This is a genomic window from Minwuia thermotolerans (genome assembly GCF_002924445.1).
GTDB classification, from domain to species: Bacteria; Pseudomonadota; Alphaproteobacteria; order Minwuiales; family Minwuiaceae; genus Minwuia; species Minwuia thermotolerans.
In genome coordinates, this window is the sequence record NZ_PIGG01000057.1 from 1 (window position 1) to 20,458 (window position 20,458).

Here is a 20,458-nt window from a genome sequence, read left to right on the forward strand (position 1 = left end):
AATGCCGGCTCCGAGACGCCGCCTATCCAGATCGGGATCGAACGCTTCGGACGCGGATTGATGCCGGCTCGATCGATCCTGTCGAAGCGTCCATCGAACGAAACGACCGGTTCTTCCCAGAGTCGGCGCAGAAAGCCGATCTGCTCATCGGCCCGGCGCCCGCGGGTACGGAAGTTCTCGCCCAGCGCATCGTACTCGACATAGTTCCAGCCGATACCCACGCCGAGCCTGAGGCGTCCGCCCGAGAGAATGTCGACATCGGCGGCTTGCTGGGCGACCAGCACCGTCTGGCGCTGAGGAAGAATGAGGACGCCGGTCGTGAACTCGATGCGCTTTGTAATGCCCGCAGCATAGCCAAAGAGCACGAAGGGATCGTGGAAGGGATCGTTTTCCGTGTAGGGGCCTTCCAGCTCAGGTACTCGATCCGCATGAACCGCTTTGACCACGTGGTCATAGGCCAGGATGTAGTCATACTCCAACTCTTCGGCCGCCAGTACGATACGGCGCACCGCTTCGGCATCGCCGGCGATCTCGATCTGCGGGAACACCACGCCAAGTCTCATCGCAGTTCCTCCTCTTTCCCCGGCCATGGCGTCTGCGCCCCTGTCATCAGGGGTGCGGGCCCCATGGCGCGGCCGTCATGAGCTGGTTTTCCTGATACTGTATCAGCGGCTGATACTTCGCCGCGAAACTCATGACATCGGGGTCCTTGAACATGCTGTTCCAGCATTTGCGCCGGTCGGCCTCGTCATCGAATTTCCAGATGTGAACCACCTTGTTGATGGCGCCGATGTCGCCCAGAAAGTACCCAACCAGCTTGTCCTGATATTTCTCCAGCGCCGCCCATCCCGACTCCCTGAACAGCGTCACCGCCTCCGGCATCCGGCCTGGCAGGATCGTGTAGGTACGGAGTTCGTAGATCGCCATCGGTGGTCCTCCAGCCGTTTGCGCGCGATGCTGCGACGCCTTCTCAGGCGCTCTTGCGGAAACTGTGGCGACGCACGCGGATCCCGGCGGCCTCCCGGTCGAAGGTGTCGTCCGTGACGCCCGCCTCCCGCAGCCTGACCTTCTGCACCTTGGTGGTCGGCGTCCGCGGAAGTTCTTTCATGACCCTGACATAGCGAGGGACCATGAAATGCGGCATGCGCGGGATAAGGAATTCCACCAGCGCCTTCGGGTCGATCGTGCGTCCTTCGACCGGCATCACCACGACCATGACCTCGTCCTCGCCGTGCTCGGAAGCCACGGCAATGGCGGCTGCCTCCCGAACGTCTGGGTGCGCATTGACCTCGACTTCCACTTCGTAGGAGGAGATGTTCTCGCCCCGCCGGCGGATCGCGTCCTTGAGCCGGTCGACGAAGTAGAAATCCCCGTCGTCATCGCGGCGGACGGCGTCGCCTGTGTGGAACCAGCCGTTCCGCCAGGCTTTCGCCGTAGCTTCGGGGTTCTTGTGATAGCCGCTGCAGAGCGCCCAGGGTTCATCGTCGCGGATGATCAGTTCGCCAACCGCGCCGACCGGGACCTCGTTGTCGTGTTCGTCGACGATCCGAACCTCGGCGCCGCGGCGGATCCGGCCGCATGTGCCGGGTTTCTCCGGGTTCGGCCGAGAAATCAGCGGGACGTTGGCTTCGGTCATGCTGAAGGTCGTGTACCAGTCCACGCCGATGCGCTTCGCATAGGCGATCACCTCGGAGGTCAGCGGCGGGATCAGGACGGATTTAAGGGGCGAGTTCCGCTGATCGTCATCCTCCGGCAACTTCATGAGGAACGTCGAAATGGAGCCCATCATCAGCGTGCAGGTCACGCCGAGGCGCCGGATGACCGACCAGAACTCCTCGGTGCGGAATGACTCCACCACGGCAATCGATCCGCCGATAGCCAGCATCCGGGTCAGCAGCGTCGTGCCGGAAATGTGAAACAGGGGCAGGTTCACCAGGGCGCGGTCATCTGCAGTCAGCCAGTAGTAGAGAATATTGCCGCTCATACCGAGTTGCTTGTAGGAGGACAGCACGCCTTTGGATGGACCGGTGGTCCCGGACGTGAAGATCATCGACTGATTGTCCCAGGGCTCTATCGGGCGTTCCAGCTCAGGCGGCGCCTCGTCGGCGCCAGGCGGCGGGCCAGGCGAAAGCGCCGCCTGATCCAGCACCTCGTAGCCTTCCACAGGCCGCGCCTCGCCCCCGACCGCCACGATGGTCTTCACGTCGTGGGGGTTCACTTCGCCCATTCGTCCCAGCAGGTCGGCGTGAACCACAGCCAGCTTCGCGTCGGAGAGCCAGACGACGTGTTCCAGCACACCGCCGCGATAGGCCGTGTTGAAAGGCACGTAGACCGCCCCGAGATAGTTGATGCCGAACCAGGTACGGATGGCGTCGGCGGAGGTGGGCTGCCAGGAAATCACGTGATCGCCCTGGCTGACGCCCAGCGCCCTGAGCCCGCGGGCGATATGGACCGCCTTCTCTCGCAATTCTCCCCAGGTCCAGATCGAGCCGTCCTCGAACTGGGCGAAGATGCGGTCCGGCTGCGTCTTCGCATATTTCTCCACCAGATCGCGGAAGACGATGTCTTCGCGCCGGGTCGGGTAGGCAATATCGAGTTTCATGCTGGCCTCAGAGTATCTCTCGCAACAGCCGGCCCGCCCGGTCACGGGACGGGCCGGCGCGCCCTTCCGTTCGCCTACTGCACCGCGTAGGTTTCCGGATCGACCTTGCCCTGGATGTGCCGCCAATAGAGCGCGCCAAGGGCATCGGTATCCATTGGGTCCACGTCGGCGGTCAGCTTCTTCCACTTTTCGATGAGGCCCATGTAGCGCTCCATCTTCGCCTCCGCGTTCTCAACGCCAGTGGTCCTCACCGCCTCTTCGATGCCGAGTTTGACGTCCGTCTCGATATACTCGTTTGATGCCTTCACCAGTTCCGGGCTGGGCTTTATCAATTCGATGCCGCGCTCCCCGGCGACCTTCTTCGCGCGGGTCACGTCGCGCTCATAGCCGGCAACGATCTTCGCCAGGGCATACGGCGCGACTTCCAGCATGGCCGCACGTTCGCTGACGCTCAGGTCGCGCCAAGTGGTCTTGCTGACGCTGAAAGGCGCCGTCGAATTGAAGACGCCGATCGGCAGCAACGTGACGTGAGTGGCGACCTCGACCGTGCTCTGGTTGAAGAACTCCGCGAACGAGAAGAGCACCGCGTCGATCGTGCCGGTCGACATCGCCTCGAAAGCCTCCGGACCCGGAATGGCGACCCGGATACCACCGAAGTGCTCCGCCCACCGTCCCTGGGAGGGCAGGCCGACGCGCATCTTCATACCCTTGAGCGACTCGATGGTCCCCGCCGGGCGCGTGCCCTGAATGTGATAGGGCGTCGTCGAGTAGGAGCCGAGATAGACGTGGCCAAGCTCCGAATGTTCCTCGAGGCAGGGCTCGCAAGTGAATATGTACTCGCTGATCGCACCGGTCATCGCGGCGGCGTCCCGGCCGACGATGCTCGCATTGCCGATCAGGTTGAATTCCGGCAGCTCGCCCGGGAAATAGGGCGGCACGAGAAACCCGATGTCGGCGATGCCGTCAGGCACCCCGGTCAACACGCCCGAGGCATTGAGCAACAGGCCGCCATGGGTGAGCTCCATGGTGATGCCGCCGTCGGTCTTTTCCTTCACCTTCTCGGCGAAATAGTCATAACCCTCCGCGACCGCACCTTCCGAGCCAAGGATGTTGGCGACTCGCAGCTCCTTGGCCACGACCGGCGCCGCCGCAAGCGTGGCGGCCAGCGCCAGCCCGGGCAACAGTTTCGACATTTTCATGGCGTTCTCCCCATATTCGATCTTGTTCTTGTTGTTGTTCTTGGTATCGGCCGCCGGCAATCCCGGGACCCGAAGCCTTCTGCTCTTTGACAGGGCGAACCGTCGGCCGGCTTTTTACTGAATGAACGGAAGCCTCTTCGGGCCACGCTCACTCCCCGACGGACAATGCTAGGCGCGGTTCGCCATGCACACCAATTCCTTCTTTACAGGTCGCCATTCGCGGACAGAATGCGAGTCATGGCAATCGACCTGAGACGGCTGAGACATGTGGTGGAGGTTGCGAGGGCCGAAGGAATCACGCCGGCGGCGCATACGCTCCATATCACCCAGTCCGCATTGACGCGCAGCATTGCGGACGTGGAGGCGGAGGTCGGCGTCGAACTGTTCCAGCGATTGCCACGCGGGGTCCGCGTGACCGATGCGGGCCGGACCTTTGTCGAGAAAGCGCAGCGAATTCTCGCGGACGCCGACGAACTGATCGCCAGCATCTCGGAGATGAAGACGCTGAAAAGCGGCATTCTCAGGATGGGCATCGCCCCGGCCGCCTACCGCAACTTCGTGGGCGACGGCATCGCGGCCTTCGCGTCGTCTCATCCCGGAATCGCCATCGAAGTCTACCACGACAGCGTCCACAACCTGGCGCCGCGCGTGGTGGTCGGCGAACTCGACCTCGTCATTGCCCCCTTGCGGCAGCTCGAACGCTGGTCGGAACTGTCGGTCCTGCGCATCGCCGACTTCCACTGCATCATGCTGCTCAGGCCCGACCATCCGCTGGCGAGCGCCGAGCGGGTCACGGAGGCCGATGTCCTGAGCTATCCGGCGGTGATCCCGACCACCATGGATCCCATGCTGACCGACATCGCCCAGATATACGCCCGGAACGGACTGACCCGGTTCCAGCCGCGGTACCGTGTCGACGGCTTCAGTCTCGTTCGGCGGCTCGTACGAGCCACCGATGCCTACGCACCGATCGTGACACTCGATCAGGAACACGCGTATCTGCGACGCGAGTTCCTGGTGTTCGAGGACGTCGTTCGCATGCCTTCGCAGTCGCTGGCGGTGGCCGGCTCGGGCAGCCGCGGCATGACGCCTGCGGCAAGCGGCATGTTCGAAGTGCTGCGCGATCACTTTCTTCATACCATCCGGGAATGAGAACCGGCCTCGATTGCATTTGATCGAATGGGAAGCGCTCCACACCCTGATCGCACACCGGATAGGGGAAAGCGCCATGGCCGTCATCGAGACCGAGACACGCGGACACATCTTCATCATCACGCTGAACCGGCCCGAGAGCCGCAACGCGATTGACGGCGCGATGGCCGCCGGCATCGAAGCGGCGCTGGACACGTTCGAGAACAACGACGACCTCCGGGCCGGCGTGATCGCCGCGAACGGCCCGGTCTTCTGCGCCGGTGCGGATCTCAAGGCGATCTCGTCCGGCGCTGGCCGGGATCTCTCGACCGAACGCGGCGGCTTCGGCGGCATCGTTCGCCGCGAACGGCGGAAACCCCTGATCGCGGCTCCGGCAGGTCCGGCATTGGCGGGCGGCTGCGAGATCGTACTCGCCTGCGACCTCATCGTCGCCGGCGAGGCGGCGCGCTTCGGGGTGCCGGAAGTCAAGCGCTCCCTCGTGCCCGCCGCGGGCGGGCTTTTTCGTCTGCCACGTGCGGTCGGCATGGCCGCCGGCATGGAACTGCTGCTCACCGGTGACCCTATCGAGGCGGTCCGCGCCTACGAACTCGGCCTGGTCAACCGGGTCGTGCCGACGACGGACGTGCGGGAGGCGGCGCTGGCCCTTGCCGGACGAATTGCCGCCAATGCGCCACTCGCCGTGCAGGCCGCCCGCGGAATAGCCGCGCGTTCCGTGACCGACGATGACGCAACGCTCTGGCGCGACAGCACCCAGGCCATACGCGATCTGGCAAAAACGGAGGATTTCAGGGAGGGTCCACGCGCCTTCGTCGAGAAACGGGAACCTGTCTGGAAGGGGCGTTGACGCCGTTTCAGAATCTGAGGATGTTCCGCTTTCCGGTGTTGGCGACCCGGCCGCGGCGCCCCACGAAATCCTCGCGGGTCATGGCCGCCAGCAGATCCGGGTCCGCCGGCGTGTTGGCGACGAAACGGGGCGCGGAGAGGTCATCGATGTCGCCCATCCGACCGATAAGGATGCCGGCTTCCGGCTCGCCCGTTCGCCCATAGGCCACTGTGTATGTCTCGATGACGGCGTCGCCTTCGGCCTCCCGGATGACCGGCGGGTGCGCGAGCGCGTCGATCTCCGCCTGATATTCGGCCGGATCGCGCCTGGCCCAGCCGGCGCCGTCAAGGGACGGCGAAGGCGCGGTCGAGTAGATGCCCGCGGCGTGCTTGGTCAGATAGCCCCCGTTCGCGGTCACCATGCCGAAATCGCCGGGCACCGCGCGCAGTTTCTGCACCATCGTCACGATGGCGTTCATGACGTAGTTGTTCCCCGCGCCGCCATGATAGGGCAATCCGCCGGTCACCGTGAGCGGCCGCGGATCGCCTTCCGGAATGCCGAGTTCGTCCCGCGCGATCTCGACGGCGGACGGAAAGCAGGAATAAAGATCGAAATGCGCGATCTCGTCGATGGACCGCCCGGCCATCGACAGCGATTCCCGGCCCAGGGTCCGGATGGCCGGGGATTCGTGGAAGTTCGGCCTGTCGGTCACGAACATGGCCTCGTTCGTGTCGGCACAGCCGTGCAGGTAGACGAAACGGTCTTCAGGCACGCCGAGTTCGCGTGCATGACCGACCGAAGTCATCAGGATCGCCGCCGACTGGTCGACATTGTTCATGGCGTTCATGAATTTCGTATAAGGCCAGCCGACGAAGCGGTTGGCGTCGCTCGGCGTCGCGATCTCCTCGGCGCTGCGACGAACCGGGAACCAGGCGCCCGGCGTTTCGGCGGCCACCTCGCTGAAACGGGCGAACAGCCGGCCCATTTCCAACTGGTGCTCGTCGATCGTGCGGCCCAGGCGATGACGGTAGGCGTTCTCGAACAGCGGATAGACATGGGCTGCCAGGAAGACGCCATGGGCCCTTTCGTAGCCGCTCTGCATCTCCGGTTCGGGGATCAGGTACCCGGCTTCCGTGTCCGGCGGCTCGCTCCAGTCAATGGGCCGGCCGGCCTTCTTCAGACGCCGGACGCTGTCGCGGGCTTCCGCGCCGGCCAGGAGGACGAAGCGGTTCTCGCCGCGGGCGATGGCCTCCGCGTAGCGGTTGACCAGATATTGCGGGCCGTTGCCGCCGTTCGGCATCAGCCAGCCCCGGGCGCGGTCCGCACCGAGGCGACGGGCCAGCGAAGCCGGCGAGTTCGGTGTGGACTCGCGAAATCCGCGGATCACCACGACCGTGTCGAGTTCGGCGGCGCGTCTGCGGTCGATCTTCGCCTCGTCGAAGGCCTGTTCGGCCGCCCATTGCATCAGGCCAACCGGACCCGGCAGTTCCTCGAGCGCGCGTTGCCTGTCAGTAACCTGTCCGACACCGACCAGTATTGGGGTCGTTTCGTCGCTCATCCGTGCTCCTCCACCTGCTTGCGCGCCCAGGCATAGTCAGGTTTGCCGTTGGCCAGCCGTCCGATCCGTTCGACGAAGACGAACGCCTTGGGCAGCTTGTAACGCGCGATGTGCTGCGCCGCCTCCGCCAGAAGCTCGTCATGTGCTGCCGCCTCGCCGTTCGCGCCCTGGACCACGGCCACAACATCCTGCCCCCAGCGCTCGCTCGGACGCCCGACGACGAGCACATCGGCCACCTTGGGATGGTGGCGCAGCGCCCGTTCCACTTCTTCAGCGAAAATCTTCTCGCCGCCCGAATTGATCGTCATGGAATCCCGGCCGAGATACTCGATCTGTCCGTCCGCGAGCAGCCGGACCCGGTCGCCGCCGACCACGTAACGAATGCCGTCGATCACCGGAAAGGTCTCTCTCGTCTTCTCCGGGTCGCCCAGATAGCCCAGAGGCACAAAGTTGTGTTTGGCGAGCCAGCCCACTTCGCCGGTGCCGGGTTCAAGCCGGCGTCCTCGCTCCGCGTCGAGGACCGCAGTGCCCGGAATCGTCCGGAAATCCCCCTTCCCCGCCGAGGGCCTGCCGCCGGTGACGTGCAGCGCCTGCACACCGGTCTCGGACGACCCCAGCGTGTCGACAATGGTGAGCCGGGGAATTCGCTCCATCAGTGCCCGCTTGACCGCCGGCGAGAGGATCGCGCCTGTATTGGCGATGAAACGAAGGCTGCTCGTATCGTAGTCGCCACGGTCCAGTTCCTCCAGCAGCGGCCGCCCGTAGGCGTCGCCGATCACCAGCAGAAGGTTGGCCCGCTCCTTCTCGACCAGCCCGAGAATGTCCGACGGATCCAGCCGGTCGGTAATGCTCTGGATCAACACCGTATTCCCTTCGTACAGCGCCCGAAGAGCGACGTATTTTCCCGCGCCGTGCATGAAGGGTGGCGGCACGAAGATCACCTGGTGCTTCGAACCGACCGCGCGCTCGACGACTTCCTTGATGCTGCTGACGGCCCTGTCCCCGTCGATCAGGCCACCCATCTGGCTCACATAGGCGTCGGCCTGACGCCAGAGCACGCCGCGCGGCATGCCTGTGGTGCCGCCCGTATAGAGCATGAAAATGTCGTCCGGCGAGCAAGTCATTCCGGTGGGTCCGGAATTGCTCTCCGCCAGCGCGGTCTCATAGTCATAGGTGTCATCAAGCAGACTGTGGCCGGAGCCATCCTCGACCTGGATGAAGACTTCAAGTGTCGGCACGAGCCTCCTGACTTCCTTGACCATCGGCGCGAAGGCGGCGTGGTAGATCATGGCTTTCGCACGCGCGTCGTTCAGCAGGTACACAAGCTCTTCGCGAACGTAGCGGAAATTGACGTTGAACGGCACGGCCCGGGCCTTGTAGCCACCCAGAAGGCTCTCGATGTATTCATTGCAATTGTACATATAGAGGGCGACGTGATCCTGACCGCTCTCCCAGTTCTGCAGGTCACCGCGTTCGCGGTGAATGGTCAGACCCTTCGAAAGCAGGAAATTCGCGAGCCGCCGCGAGCGATCTGCAACTTCGGCAAAGCTGAAGCGCCGGTCACGGTAGACGATCGCCGTGCGATCCCCCAATGCCTCGGCGGCGGCTTCGCTGATCTCCGCAAGCGCCAGCATGAACTCCTCCCCGAATGTATTGGGGCCCGGCAGTACGTGCAGCTGGGCACCCCATGGCAATGAAAAGCATTGCCAGCGTCCAACATTCAGTCCAATGCTATTTGATCGCGCCAACATTCATTTGGCGAATGAATTCGAGCTATTCTCGGTCCGTTGGACAGGTATGGCGGGGCACTGTCAGAGCAAAATTGCCGCCGGTCTGAATGGCGTCGGCTAGGCTGGTTGGATGTGCAATCCCCTTCCGCTATTTCGACAGCTCACCGGCGGTGATCCGGACCGCAGTCCTGCTTTGCATTCGCTTCCCGCTTTCCCTTCGCCAGGTCGAAGACCTGCTGCATGAACGGGGCATCGAGGTCAGCCTTGAGACGATACGGTTCTGGTGGAACCGCTTCGGGCCGATCATTGCCGCGGAACTCCGAAAGCAGCAGCGGCGGACGGCTCGCCAGCACCTCCAGTGGCGATGCCACCTGGACGAGATCTTCGTCCGGACCAACGGCGAGCGACGCCATCTCTGGCGGGTCGTTTATCACGAAGGTGAAGTGCTGGAAGCTTATGTCACGGAGAGCCGCGATCGCAGCGCTGCTCTGGCTTTCCTGGAGCGGAGCATGGTCAAGCCACCTGCTTGCGCATGAAGGCCGTGCGGACGCAGTAGGCCACCTCCTCATCGCGCTGATTGAGACCGAAATGCTCGAACTCGACCATGCCGGCCTCCGGCCGCGAACGGCTCTCTCGCATGCTCTTCACCCGCGTCACCACGTGGATGGTGTCGCCATGGAATACCGGATTGGGGAAGCGGACGTCCGTCATGCCGAGATTGGCGATGGTGGTGCCGAGCGTCGTGTCGGCAACTGTGACGCCGATGACCAGGCCAAGCGTGAACAGGCTGTTAACCAGCCGCTGGCCGAACTCGGTCTTCTTCGCGAACTCCTCATCAAGGTGCAGCGGCTGCGGATTGTGTGTCATCGCGCAGAACAGGATGTTGTCGTACTCGGTCACCGTGCGCGTCAGCGGATGGTTGAACTCCATGCCGACTTCGAACTGTTCGTAGTAGAGACCGGCCATCGGCGCATTCCTCCCCTCTCAGTGGTTATTCGGGTCTGCAGACGGAACGGCGGTCGCTCCGGTGGAGAGCATCGCGGCGATGCGAGCGGCGTCGAGGCCGGCGTCGGTCAGGATTTCCTCGCTGTGTTCCCCCAACTGTGGCGCATGACGTGAGGGCGCAGGCTGGGTCACGGACCAGCTGCTGGGAACCGCCATCTCACGGAGGCGGCCCTCGCTGGGGTGCTCGACCTCCCGGAAGAATCCCGTCGCTTCCAGATGCGGGTCCGCGAGCAGGTCCTCCAGGCTGTTCATGGGCATGGCCGGGATATCTGCTTCGTCCATCAGATCGAGCCATTCGGCCGTCGTCCGCGTCCTCAGAATCCCGGCAAGGTCGGCGTAAATGGAAGCGATATTCTCGTTCCGCGATGTGATGTCCCGGAAGCGGGGATCGGCGTCATAGTCCTCCTGCCGGCCGAGGGCGGAGAAGAAGGCGCGCCACTGGCGGTCGGTGTAGATCAGGACGCAGACATGGCCATCGCGCGTCTCATAGGGACGCCGGTCCGGGGTCAGCATACGGCCGTAGCCCATCGGACCGATCGGTGGCACGAAGGTCTCCCCGGCCAGGTGATCGCCCAGCATGAAGCCGGCCATCATCTCGAACATCGGCATGTCGAGGCGCTGGCCCTGCCCGGTCCGCGACTGGTGGAAGAGAGCGGCGTTGATCTGCCCGACAGCCCACAGCGCGACACCGCGGTCGACGATGGCGGTCGGCACGTAGTCAGGCGAATGGCCGTAGACCTCGTGCGCAACCCTGGGGATTCCGATCGCGCCCTGGATCAGGTCATCGAATGCCGGCTTCGCGGCATAGGGGCCGTTCTGGCCATAACCGTAAAGGCCGGCGTAGATCAGGCGCGGGTTGATGGCAGCCGCGGTCTCGTAGCCGAGCCCCAGCCGCTCCATGACCTTCGGGCGGCGGTTGTAGATCAGCACGTCCGCCGTCTTCAGCAGCGCCTTCATGGCGTCCAGACCGCTCGACTGCTTCAGGTCGAGAACGATGCTTCGCTTGGACCGATTGACGTTCAGAAAGATCGCGCCCATGCCGCGATGGCGCTGCGGGCCGATGCCACGCACCGGATCGCCTTCCGGGGCCTCGACCTTGACGATATCCGCGCCCATGTCGCCAAGGATCATCGTCGCATAGGGCGCCATGAGCAGGTTCGAGAGGTCCACAATACGGACCCCGTCCAGCGGCCTTGCCGCGAAGGCTGTTCGATCCGCCATCTCAGTAGGATTTCGGCAGGCCCAGCACCCGCTCGGCGATGTAGCAGAGGATCAGATGGGGCGTGATCGGCGCGATCCGGTGGATCAGGCATTCCCGGAGATAGCGTTCCACATGGTACTCCTTGGCATAGCCCATGCCGCCATGGGTCATCACCGCATTGGTGCAGGCCTTGAAGGTCGCCTCGCCGGCAAGGTACTTGGCGGCGTTGGCCATCGCGCCGGCATCCTCGCCGCGGTCGTAGAGTTGGGCGGCGCGGAACGCCATGAGGTTGGCTGCCTCGAGTTCGGCCCAGCTTTCCGCCAGCGGGTGCTGGATGCTCTGGTTCATGCCGATGGGACGGCCGAACACCTCGCGGTCGTTGGCGTAGTCGGTCGCGCGCCTGATAGCGGCCCGGCCCAGCCCGACGAGACCGGCGGCGATCAGGATGCGCTCGGGGTTGATCCCGTGAAGCAGGTAGCGGAAGCCCTTGCCCTCCTCGCCGATCCGGTTCTCGACCGGGATCTCCAACCCATCGAAGAAGACCGAATTCGAATCCACGCATTTGCGGCCCATTTTCGGGATCCGCTGTATTTCGACTTTCGAGCGGTCGAGATCGGCGTAGAACAGGCTCAGACCATCTATCGGCTTGCTCGTTTCGCTTTCTTCCGATGTCCGCGCGATCAGGAGGATCTTGTTTGCGACCTGCGCGGTGGAAGTCCAGATCTTCTGGCCATTCACGACATAGCGGTCGCCCTTTCGGACCGCACGTGTCTTGAGCCGCGTGGTGTCGAGGCCTGTGTTCGGCTCGGTCACGCCGAAGCAGGCGATATCCTCGCGCTTGATGATCGGCGGCAGCATGCGCCGCTTCTGTTCTTCGGTGCCGTAGCGGACCACGGGATTCAGACCGAAAACCGTGATGCTGACCGATGAGACGCCGCCATTGCCAGCGCCGGACTGGCTGATGGCCTGCATCATCAGCGCCGCCTCCGTGATGCCGAGCCCGGAGCCGCCATATTCCTCGGGCATGGCGATACCCATATATCCCTGATCGGCAATCGCCCGGCAGAAGTCCTCAGGAAAGACCCCGTCGTCGTCACGGGCGAGCCAGTATTCGTCGCCGAACCCAGCGCAGAGCCGTTCGACGCTGTCGCGGATCTGCAGTTGTTCGGGCGTGAAATCCACGCTCATGAACGATCCCTCCCCGTGGTCGTTGATGTATTCCAGTTGCAACGGGCCGCCGCCTCCCGCAGCGAGCGCTCGTTGTCTTTCGCTGCCCGGCGCATCCGCTCTGTCGGACCGGCGATGAGCAGCGCAGCCGCGACCGAACCATCGGGTGCCAGGACAGGCGCCGCAATGGCGCTGGCTCCGACGACACCCTCGTCGCAGGTCCGGGCAAGTCCTTCCGCCCGTGTTCGCTTCAGTTCGGTCCGCAGTTTCCGACGGCTCGTGATCGTCTGGTCGGTGAACGCCCTGAGTTCGGCATTCGCGAGGTAGCGATCGAGGGCTTCGTTGTCGAAATGGGCGAGCAGAATCTTGCCGCCCGCCGTGCAGTGCATCTCCCGCTGCTCGCCGACGCGTACGGCATAGCGGATCGGGTTGTCGCTTTCGACGCGGTCCAGATAAGTCACCCGTTTGCCGTCCCCGGACAATGCGGCCAGCACCGCAGTCTCCCCCGTCGCCGCCGCGAGTTCGGCCAGGACGGGCCGCAGGGTCGCAACGAGTTCGCGACCGAAAACCACCCGTGTCGCCAAAGCCAGGAATTGCGGCCCCAGCCGGTAGTGCCCGGCCCCGTCCCGGGCCAGACAATTCTCCGCCGTCAGCCCCTGTAGCAGCCCAATCAGGCTCGTCTTCGGCGTCTCGGTCACGGCCGCGAGTTCCGCCAGCGACACACCTTCGTTCTCCACCGCCAGACGTTCCAGTACGCGAAGAACCCTGCGCACCGACTGCGGGCCGGCGCGGGGTGCGCCCTTCGATTCATGGCTTATCGCCGCGATCGTACTCATGTTCGAATGGTATTCGTATATTCGACCTCGACACAAGAACGCATTGGTGGCGATCCGACTGCAGCGAAGGCGTGAAACGATGAGCCGCCGAGCACCACACGGCCCTCCGACGACTGATCCTGCCGTTCTTCACGCCGAAAAGCCGTCGAGAAGCACTGCCCCTTTGCCGAGGCGCTCTGTCATGACTTCATCGATCAAGGGCATTGCGACGCCGCGCCTTCAAGACACCCAGATCGCCACTAATCGCCGGCTGCTTCCTTGTACCGCGCCCTGTAGGCCGCTTCCTGCTCGTCGGGGAAAACCTCGCGGGCCTGTCTCAGGATGCGCCTGTGCGTTGCCAGGTATCCCTCGAACTTGGCGCGCAGATCCGGGCTCAGCGTCTCGTGCGAGAGTTTTTCCTCGAGGATCCCGATCTCCTCGCGGCAAGTGTCCTTGATCCGGATGAGCCGGTCCCGCTTCTGTTTCTCCTCCTTCGTCATCGGCCCGATGACCTTCACCTCGTCGGTACGGACATCGACGATGATGTTCGACAGGCCACCATCCGCCGCGGCAATCTCCTCGATGGCGAGAACATAGGAGACGAAATCGGTGCCAGCGCCGCCATAGGCGGGATTGATCGTGCCCCCCATCAGGCCGGCTTCTGCCATCTTCCTGAGAACGTCGCGGCGGCTAACAGCAACGGACAGCCCGGGACCTTCGGCGCCCGGTTCGGGCCCCTTGCCGCCGGTAAATGCTGTCCATCGCAGTGCGGACGCGCCTACAGGCCCGGAAACTCGGCATAGACCAGTGCATGATCGCTTGCATGGCCACGGTGCTGCGGCGCGCTGCCGTCGGAAGCCCCGCCGGCAACGGAACTGCCCATGCCGGTCCGCACGATTTCCGGCCGTACGTCCGGGTATTCCGCCGCCAGCCTTGGTGAGACAAGTATCCGGTCGGGCCGCGTGTGCAGATGCGTCCCGGGCATTTCATACGTCCAGTCCATTCCAGGCGTCATCCGATCCATCAGATCCACCGAGAATCCCTTTCCTAGTGGGTGGAGGGCGGATCGGGAAAACTCCGGCTCGAAAGCAGGCTCGTTGAAATCCCCGAGCACGATCCATCGTTCATTCTCGGGTGCGGTGAAGCGCGTTTCGATGATGTGCCGGACGGCACGAGCCTCTGTTTCCCTTACGGCGTGGGCCTTTTCCGGATCCGGATAAGGCGCCTTGAAATGGCAGACGAACAGCGCCACGGCGTCGAAATCCAGTTCCAGGCAGTCACGGCGAAACAGCCGCCCGTCCGGCAGCGCTTCTGGGGAACCCGCAACACCCAGATCGGTGCCGGTCAGGTCCGCATGACTTATGACGGCGCGAGGCTGGTGGCGGCACAGGGCCGCGATGTTCCGGCCATGGCCGTCGTTTCCCGCATGGTAATAGCGAAAGGGATATACCGGCGGGCCGGCCTCCAGGAGAAAAGCGTCATGAAAGAAGTCGAGTGCAGCAAGATCAAAGACCTCCTGCAAGGCGACGACCTCGGCCTGCGCCGACTTGATCACTCTCGCCGTTTCCTTTCGGTCTGCGATATCGAGATCGACCCGACGCGACCTGTCGCGGTCGTCATGATCGACCGCGCCGTCAAGAAGCAGACGGCCTTCCCGTCGGCGAAGCCTGAGGTTCTGAAGGTTGTAGGTTGCAACACGCATTTCTGAACGAACTCGGTGACAGCCGTTTCCCGGAACAGGCGGCCATTGCGCCGCGCCGGGCCATGGTTCGCACCACCAGCCCCCGTGGGACATTTGCAGTCACGCGACAGGAATGGAAGACTGTGATCCGTTGGGAGCATACCGAAAAGCGGCGCTCCGACTTGCCCATTGCCAACCGGTTGGGAGACTGGCCATTGCACACGACATCTTCCGCCACAGCAGCCGCCAGCCGGCAGGATGCGCTGCCCTTCTTTGACGGGCCCCAGGCTTGGAGGGGGGCCGACATGGCAGCGCACACGGAGCGTTGGCTGGAGCACTGGAGCGACGAGGAGATCACAGAAATCGAGAGCGCGGTCGCCCACTTTGAGGCCCGGGACGTGGACCTGCTCGATATGCGCGCGTCGCACTATGTTGCTCCGCAGGCGCTGCAGCGTGTCATGCGGATCAGGAACGACGTGCTTCACGGACGGGGCTTTGCCCTGCTGCGCGGACTGCCCGTCGAACGCTGGACCATCCGTCAGGCCGCCATCGCCTATTGGGGTATGGGCCTGCACATGGGCGAACCCTGCTCCCAGAATGGCAAGGGGCATGTTCTCGGTCACGTGAAGAACCTCGGTCTTGACTACGGCGACGCAGGCACGCGCGGCTATCAGACCAACGCGCGGCTGCCATTCCACACCGACGGCTCCGACATCGTCGGCCTGCTGTGCTGGCGCAGCGGCAAGGCGGGCGGGCTGAGTTCGCTGACGAGTTCGACGGCGGTATTCAACAGGCTGGCGCTGCGCAGACCCGATCTCGCGCGGGTCCTGATGCAACCCTTCTGCCTCACCCGCTGGGGCGAGGTGCCGGAAGGCCGCAAGCCCTGGTCCGAGGCGCCGGTCTTCATGTCCCATGGCGGGCGCATGATCGCGCGCTATGTGCGCAGCGCCATTCACAAGGGCCAGGATCTTGCCGGCGTGCCGAAACTCACCGCGCAGCAGATCGAGGCGCTCGACATGCTCGACGAAATCACGAAGGAACCAGATATGGTCCTCGACATGGAGTTCTTGCCCGGCGACATCCAGTTCGTCTGCAATTACAATGTCTTCCACAGCCGCACCGCCTTCGAGGACTGGCCGGAAACCGAAAGGAAACGGCATCTGCTGCGGCTCTGGCTCGCCTGCGATGACGGTCCGGACCTCCCGGATGTCCTGATCCAGAACTGCGAGGGTCAGACGGCAGGCGGGCGCCCGAATGGCATCGCCGTCCCGGGCGTGCCCTTCGCCGCGCCGCTGGAAGCAGCCTAGGCGGCCGGTCCGCACACGCTCGAGGTCCCTGGCCCACGCCGCCGCACCTGTCCGACCAGCTCATCGCGAGTTTGCCTTGACCGGTACGATTGCGATGCCCGCGGCCCTGATGTCGTCGCCGGGAATGGGCTCCAAGTGTGCCCCACCCCAACTCGTTTACGTCGCGGACGTTGGCCTGAAATCGCAAATCCGACCACCCTTGTGCGTCTCGACGCCGATGATCGAGCCGCCGGCCCGATAAAAAAATCGCCGCCTTTGATCCAGCTCAACCACAAGAAGCCTTTTCACCCTCACCTTCTTCCCAAGAACCGGGTCGCAAGCCGTCCCGGACATGCGCCGGGGGAGAACCCATGGCCGGGAAATTTGGGGAGGCACGAGCTATGCAAGACGAAAGGCGCTCCCAGGAAACGTGGCCGATCCGTCTTCACAGGGCCTATGGCGGCAAGATCCAGACCCTCCCCAAGGTACCCATGGCCAGCTTCGACGAAGTCGCCGTCTGGTACACGCCGGGCGTCGCCGACGCCTGCCGCGCGATTGCCACCGACCCTGAGGCGGTCTGGTCGCTGACCAACCGCGCCAACAGCGTGGCGGTGCTGTCTGATGGCAGCCGCGTCCTCGGCCTCGGCGATATCGGTCCCGAAGCGGGCTTGCCGGTAATGGAAGGCAAGGCGCTGCTGCTCAAGTATTTCGGCGGCGTCGACGGCGTGCCTCTCTGCGTCGGTACGCACACGGTCGACGGTATCGTGGCCGCCGCGCGCGCCGTGGCGCCTTCCTTCGGCGGGATCAATCTCGAGGACATAGCCCAGCCCAAGTGCTTCCGCGTGCTGGCGGCGCTGCGCGAGGATACCGGCATCCCCGTCTGGCATGACGATCAGCAGGGGACAGCGATGGTCGCTCTGGCGGGCCTCCGGAACGCGCTCCGGATCGTCAGCAAGGACCTCCACGCAGTCCGCATTGCGCTTGTGGGCATCGGCGCGGCCAACACGGCCGTCTACAATCTGCTTCGCGCCGAGGGCGTCGAGGGCCGGCAGGTTATTGCCTGCGACAGCGTCGGGACGCTCCATGCGGGCCGCGCCGACATCGAGGGGAAGGCCAACCTGCTGACTGAAAAGTGGGCGATCTGCAGCGAAACCAACGCAGAGCGGGTGTCGGGCGGCATCGAAGCCGCGCTGAACGGCGCCGACGTCTGTCTCGCATTCTCGAAGCCGGGGCCCGATACCATCCGTCCGGAATGGATCGGCCGCATGGCGTCCGACGCCATCGTCTTCGCCTGCGCCAATCCGGTGCCGGAAATCGACCCCACGGCGGCGCTCCGGGCGGGTGCGCGGCTGGTGGCGACCGGCCGCAGCGACTTCCCGAACCAGGTCAATAACTCCCTGGCTTTTCCCGGCGTCTTCCGGGGCGCACTGGATGTCCGCGCGCGGATGATCAGTGACCCGATGGCGCGCGCAGGCGCTGCCGCGCTGTCCGAAGCCGTTCCCGAGCGCAGCCTGGGCGAGCGCAGTATCCTGCCGCGCACCGACGACATCCATATTGCCGCGCGGGTCGCTGCGGCCGTCGGATCGGCGGCTCTGTCGGAAGGGCTGGCGCGGATCGAACTGAGCAAGGCCGAACTGTTCGAGGGCGCGGTGCGGCGGATCGAGGCCGCCCGGGCGGCGACGCACGCACTCGTCGAAACCGGCCATATCGCTGCGCTGCCGGAGAATCGCTGATGGAGGCATCCGTGACGCCATATCCCGTCATCCAGAAAACGGTTGCCGAACGCGAAGGCGCCAACCTCGGAAACTACGAACAGGCCGCTTCCGCATTTGACTGGAACGTCGCGCGCGCCTTGCTGGACGGGCTCACCGGCGGCGGACTCAACATCGCCTTCGAGGCTGTCGACCGCCACGTCCTCCACGGCCGCGGCGGCAAGGCCGCCCTGCGCTGGATTGGCCGCGACGGCGCCGCTACGACATATACATACGAGGATCTGCGGCAGGCTACCAACCGCTTCGCCAGCCTGCTGGCGAGCCTCGGGGTTCGCCCCGGCGAGACCGTCTTCGGGCTCATGGGCAGGGAGCCCCAACTGTATGTCGCCGCCCTGGGAACACTGAAGGCCGGCGCCGTCTTCTCACCACTGTTCTCGGCCTTCGGGCCGGAGCCGATCCGGACGCGCATGGAGATCGGAGACGCCCGGGTCCTGATCACCACCGAGCGCCTCTACCGCCGCAAGGTCGCCACTTGGCACACGGAGATTCCCGGTCTTCGCCATGTGCTGCTGCTGGGCGGCGACGATCTGCCGGAAGGCTGCCTCAGCCTCGAGCCCGCGCTCGCCCGGTCTTCGCCGGAATTCCAGACTGTCGCGACACGTCCCCAGGACACGGCCCTTATCCATTTTACCTCCGGCACCACCGGCCGGCCGAAGGGCGCCGTCCATGTCCACGAGGCAGTCGTCGCGCACAACATCACCGGGCGTGTGGCGCTGGACCTGCACGAAGACGATGTTTTCTGGTGCACGGCGGATCCGGGTTGGGTCACGGGAACCTCCTACGGGATCATCTCGCCGCTGACGAATGGCTGCACGATGATTGTCGACCACGAAGAGTTCGATGCCGAGCGCTGGTATCGCATCCTTCAGGATCAAGCGGTGACCGTCTGGTACACCGCGCCGACAGCCATCCGCATGCTGATGAAGACGGGGGCTGAGGTCGCCGCGAAGTACGATCTCTCGAAGCTGCGTTTCCTGTCCAGCGTGGGCGAGCCGCTCAATCCCGAGGCCGTGGTCTGGAGCAAGGAGACCTTCGGACGGCCATTCCACGACAACTGGTGGCAGACGGAGACCGGCGGGATCATGATCGCCAATTATGCCGCGATGGATGTGAAGCCGGGCTCCATGGGCCGGCCCCTGCCCGGTATCGAGGCGGCGGTCGTGGAACGCACCGAAAGCGGCGTCCGCGTGATCGAGACGCCGGACGAGGAAGGCGAACTGGCCCTCCGGGCCGGCTGGCCTTCAATGATGCGGGCCTATCTGAACGAGCCGGAACGTTATGCGAAGTGCTTCCGCCAGGGCTGGTATCTGACCGACGACCTCGTCCGCCGCGACGCGGACGGATATTTCTGGTTCGTCGGCCGCGCCGACGACGTGATCAAGAGCGCCGGCCATCTGATCGGCCCCTTCGAGGTTGAAAGTGCGCTGATGGAGCACCCGGCGGTGGCCGAGGCAGGCGTGATCGGCATTCCCGATCCGATCGCCGGCGAGGTGGTCAAGGCCTTCGTTACGCTGAATTCCGGTTTCGAGGGCGACGAGGTGCTGCAGCGTGAGTTGATCGGCCACGCACGCAAGCGCCTCGGTCCGGCGGTCGCGCCGCGCGCCATCGCCTTTCGCGCCAACTTGCCGAAGACACGGTCGGGCAAGATCATGCGCCGGCTCCTGAAGGCGCGCGAACTTGGCCTTTCTGAAGGCGACATCTCCACTCTGGAAAGCGACGAGAAGAAATGAAGGACGCCTCCCTGAAACCAAGGCTGTCGCGGGATCACGCGCTCGACCTGCTGCAACGGATGATCCGTATTCGCATGTTCGAGGACAAGTGTGCGGAACTCTACACTCAGGAGAAGATCCGGGGTTTCCTTCACCTCTACGACGGGGAGGAGGTGTCCGTCGTCAGATAAAATGGGCGTCTTGACGTGATGTGCCTTTGGAGGATCTGGCTCATCGGTTTCGATTCTACGCGGCCTGTCTCTGGTTGAGCAAGCGGCGCTGTTTCAGGGTCTGCTCCTTGATCTTCCTCCTTTCCCGGAGCGTGTCCTGGCCGCGCCCGAGATAGACGTCGGCCGGGGTGAGATTGCCGATGCTCTCGTGGTATCGGCGGTGGTTGTAATGCTCGACGAAGGCTTCGACGGCCTGCTCGAGGGCACCCGGCAGATAGTAGTTCTCGAGCAGGATGCGGTTCTTGAGGGTCTGGTGCCAGCGCTCGATCTTGCCCTGGGTCTGCGGGTGGTTCGGGGCGCCACGGACATGTTCCATGCTGCGCTCGCCGAGCCAGTCCGCCAGGTCGTGGGAGATGTACGACGAGCCGTTGTCGCTGAGCAGCCGTGGTCGGTGTCCAACGGTTGCCGTATCACAGCCCGACGCCTCGAGCGCCAGCTCAAGCGTGTCTGTGACATCGCCGGCTTTCATCGTGGTGCAGAGTTTCCAGGCGACGATGTAGCGGCTGTAGTCGTCGAGGATCGTGCTCA

General features: G+C 64.3%; 19 protein-coding genes and 1 pseudogene. 7 read left to right on the forward strand and 13 right to left on the reverse strand.

Features of this window, described 5'->3' with window-relative positions; translation table 11 throughout:
- From CWC60_RS16585 to CWC60_RS16600, 4 genes are all read right to left on the reverse strand, one after another.
- On the reverse strand, positions 1-563 hold a 563-nt coding region (locus CWC60_RS16585), incomplete at its 3' end, for a TIGR03619 family F420-dependent LLM class oxidoreductase (protein WP_125182813.1).
- A 46-nt stretch (positions 564-609) separates the two neighbouring features.
- The gene (locus CWC60_RS16590; RefSeq protein WP_109795048.1) at positions 610-927 is read right to left on the reverse strand and encodes an NIPSNAP family protein; all 318 of its coding nucleotides are present in this window, start codon (positions 925-927) and stop codon (positions 610-612) included.
- Positions 928-970: 43 nt separating this feature from the next.
- Positions 971-2,602, reverse strand: coding sequence for an AMP-binding protein (locus CWC60_RS16595; protein WP_109795049.1), 1,632 nt, complete (start codon positions 2,600-2,602; stop codon positions 971-973).
- Positions 2,603-2,676: 74 nt separating this feature from the next.
- Positions 2,677-3,861, reverse strand: a complete 1,185-nt coding sequence (locus CWC60_RS16600) for a C4-dicarboxylate TRAP transporter substrate-binding protein (protein ID WP_109795050.1) — start codon at positions 3,859-3,861, stop codon at positions 2,677-2,679.
- Between the two features lie 177 nt (positions 3,862-4,038).
- Between CWC60_RS16600 and CWC60_RS16605 the strand changes: the two genes are divergently transcribed.
- Both CWC60_RS16605 and CWC60_RS16610 read left to right on the forward strand, forming a co-directional pair.
- Positions 4,039-4,953, forward strand: a complete 915-nt coding sequence (locus tag CWC60_RS16605; RefSeq protein ID WP_164516603.1) for a LysR family transcriptional regulator — start codon at positions 4,039-4,041, stop codon at positions 4,951-4,953.
- A gap of 13 nt (positions 4,954-4,966) precedes the next feature.
- Positions 4,967-5,797 (forward strand): crotonase/enoyl-CoA hydratase family protein, encoded by an 831-nt coding sequence (locus CWC60_RS16610; RefSeq protein WP_206419979.1) that lies wholly within the window; start codon positions 4,967-4,969, stop codon positions 5,795-5,797.
- A gap of 7 nt (positions 5,798-5,804) precedes the next feature.
- On the opposite strand, the gene CWC60_RS16615 is transcribed toward CWC60_RS16610, so the two are convergent.
- Both CWC60_RS16615 and CWC60_RS16620 read right to left on the reverse strand, forming a co-directional pair.
- Positions 5,805-7,334 carry an acetyl-CoA acetyltransferase gene (locus tag CWC60_RS16615; RefSeq protein ID WP_109795052.1) on the reverse strand — a complete coding sequence of 510 codons (1,530 nt, stop codon included), beginning with the start codon at positions 7,332-7,334 and terminating at the stop codon, positions 5,805-5,807.
- Positions 7,331-8,968, reverse strand: coding sequence for an acyl-CoA synthetase (locus tag CWC60_RS16620; protein WP_109795053.1), 1,638 nt, complete (start codon positions 8,966-8,968; stop codon positions 7,331-7,333). Before CWC60_RS16620 ends, CWC60_RS16615 begins: the two co-directional genes overlap by 4 nt.
- 203 nt (positions 8,969-9,171) lie before the next feature.
- Here CWC60_RS16620 and CWC60_RS24425 point away from each other — a divergent pair.
- Positions 9,172-9,576, forward strand: a pseudogene (locus CWC60_RS24425) (DDE-type integrase/transposase/recombinase); the annotation flags it as partial.
- A gap of 1 nt (position 9,577) precedes the next feature.
- Here the strand turns inward: CWC60_RS24425 and CWC60_RS16630 are convergent.
- The 6 genes from CWC60_RS16630 to CWC60_RS16655 all read right to left on the reverse strand — a co-directional run bounded on the left by CWC60_RS16630 (position 9,578) and on the right by CWC60_RS16655 (position 15,047).
- Positions 9,578-10,030: a MaoC family dehydratase gene (locus CWC60_RS16630; protein WP_109795055.1), complete on the reverse strand. Its 453-nt coding sequence runs from the start codon at positions 10,028-10,030 to the stop codon at positions 9,578-9,580.
- Positions 10,031-10,048: 18 nt separating this feature from the next.
- Complete coding sequence (locus CWC60_RS16635; RefSeq protein ID WP_109795056.1) at positions 10,049-11,290, reverse strand: CaiB/BaiF CoA transferase family protein; 1,242 nt, start codon at positions 11,288-11,290, stop codon at positions 10,049-10,051.
- Position 11,291: 1 nt separating this feature from the next.
- A complete protein-coding gene (locus tag CWC60_RS16640; RefSeq protein WP_109795057.1) occupies positions 11,292-12,458 on the reverse strand; it encodes an acyl-CoA dehydrogenase family protein in 1,167 nt (388 codons plus the stop codon).
- Positions 12,455-13,273, reverse strand: coding sequence for an IclR family transcriptional regulator (locus CWC60_RS16645; protein WP_109795058.1), 819 nt, complete (start codon positions 13,271-13,273; stop codon positions 12,455-12,457). Before CWC60_RS16645 ends, CWC60_RS16640 begins: the two co-directional genes overlap by 4 nt.
- Positions 13,274-13,512: 239 nt before the next feature.
- Positions 13,513-14,019: an acyl-CoA dehydrogenase family protein gene (locus tag CWC60_RS16650; protein ID WP_338133092.1), complete on the reverse strand. Its 507-nt coding sequence runs from the start codon at positions 14,017-14,019 to the stop codon at positions 13,513-13,515.
- Between the two features lie 11 nt (positions 14,020-14,030).
- Positions 14,031-15,047 carry an endonuclease/exonuclease/phosphatase family protein gene (locus CWC60_RS16655; RefSeq protein ID WP_109795060.1) on the reverse strand — a complete coding sequence of 339 codons (1,017 nt, stop codon included), beginning with the start codon at positions 15,045-15,047 and terminating at the stop codon, positions 14,031-14,033.
- Here CWC60_RS16655 and CWC60_RS16660 point away from each other — a divergent pair.
- From CWC60_RS16660 to CWC60_RS23715, 4 genes are all read left to right on the forward strand, one after another.
- Positions 14,942-16,240, forward strand: a complete 1,299-nt coding sequence (locus CWC60_RS16660) for a TauD/TfdA family dioxygenase (RefSeq protein WP_206419980.1) — start codon at positions 14,942-14,944, stop codon at positions 16,238-16,240. The two genes, CWC60_RS16655 and CWC60_RS16660, sit on opposite strands and share 106 nt — an antisense overlap.
- Positions 16,241-16,620: 380 nt before the next feature.
- Positions 16,621-17,952 (forward strand): NAD(P)-dependent malic enzyme, encoded by a 1,332-nt coding sequence (locus tag CWC60_RS16665; protein ID WP_109795062.1) that lies wholly within the window; start codon positions 16,621-16,623, stop codon positions 17,950-17,952.
- The gene (acsA, locus tag CWC60_RS16670) at positions 17,952-19,721 is read left to right on the forward strand and encodes an acetate--CoA ligase (RefSeq protein WP_109795063.1); all 1,770 of its coding nucleotides are present in this window, start codon (positions 17,952-17,954) and stop codon (positions 19,719-19,721) included. Before CWC60_RS16665 ends, acsA begins: the two co-directional genes overlap by 1 nt.
- Entirely contained in the window at positions 19,718-19,891 is a 174-nt protein-coding gene (locus tag CWC60_RS23715) for a hypothetical protein (protein WP_206419981.1), read from the forward strand. Before acsA ends, CWC60_RS23715 begins: the two co-directional genes overlap by 4 nt.
- A 55-nt stretch (positions 19,892-19,946) precedes the next feature.
- On the opposite strand, the gene CWC60_RS16675 is transcribed toward CWC60_RS23715, so the two are convergent.
- On the reverse strand, positions 19,947-20,458 hold a 512-nt coding region (locus CWC60_RS16675; protein WP_164516361.1), incomplete at its 5' end, for an integrase core domain-containing protein.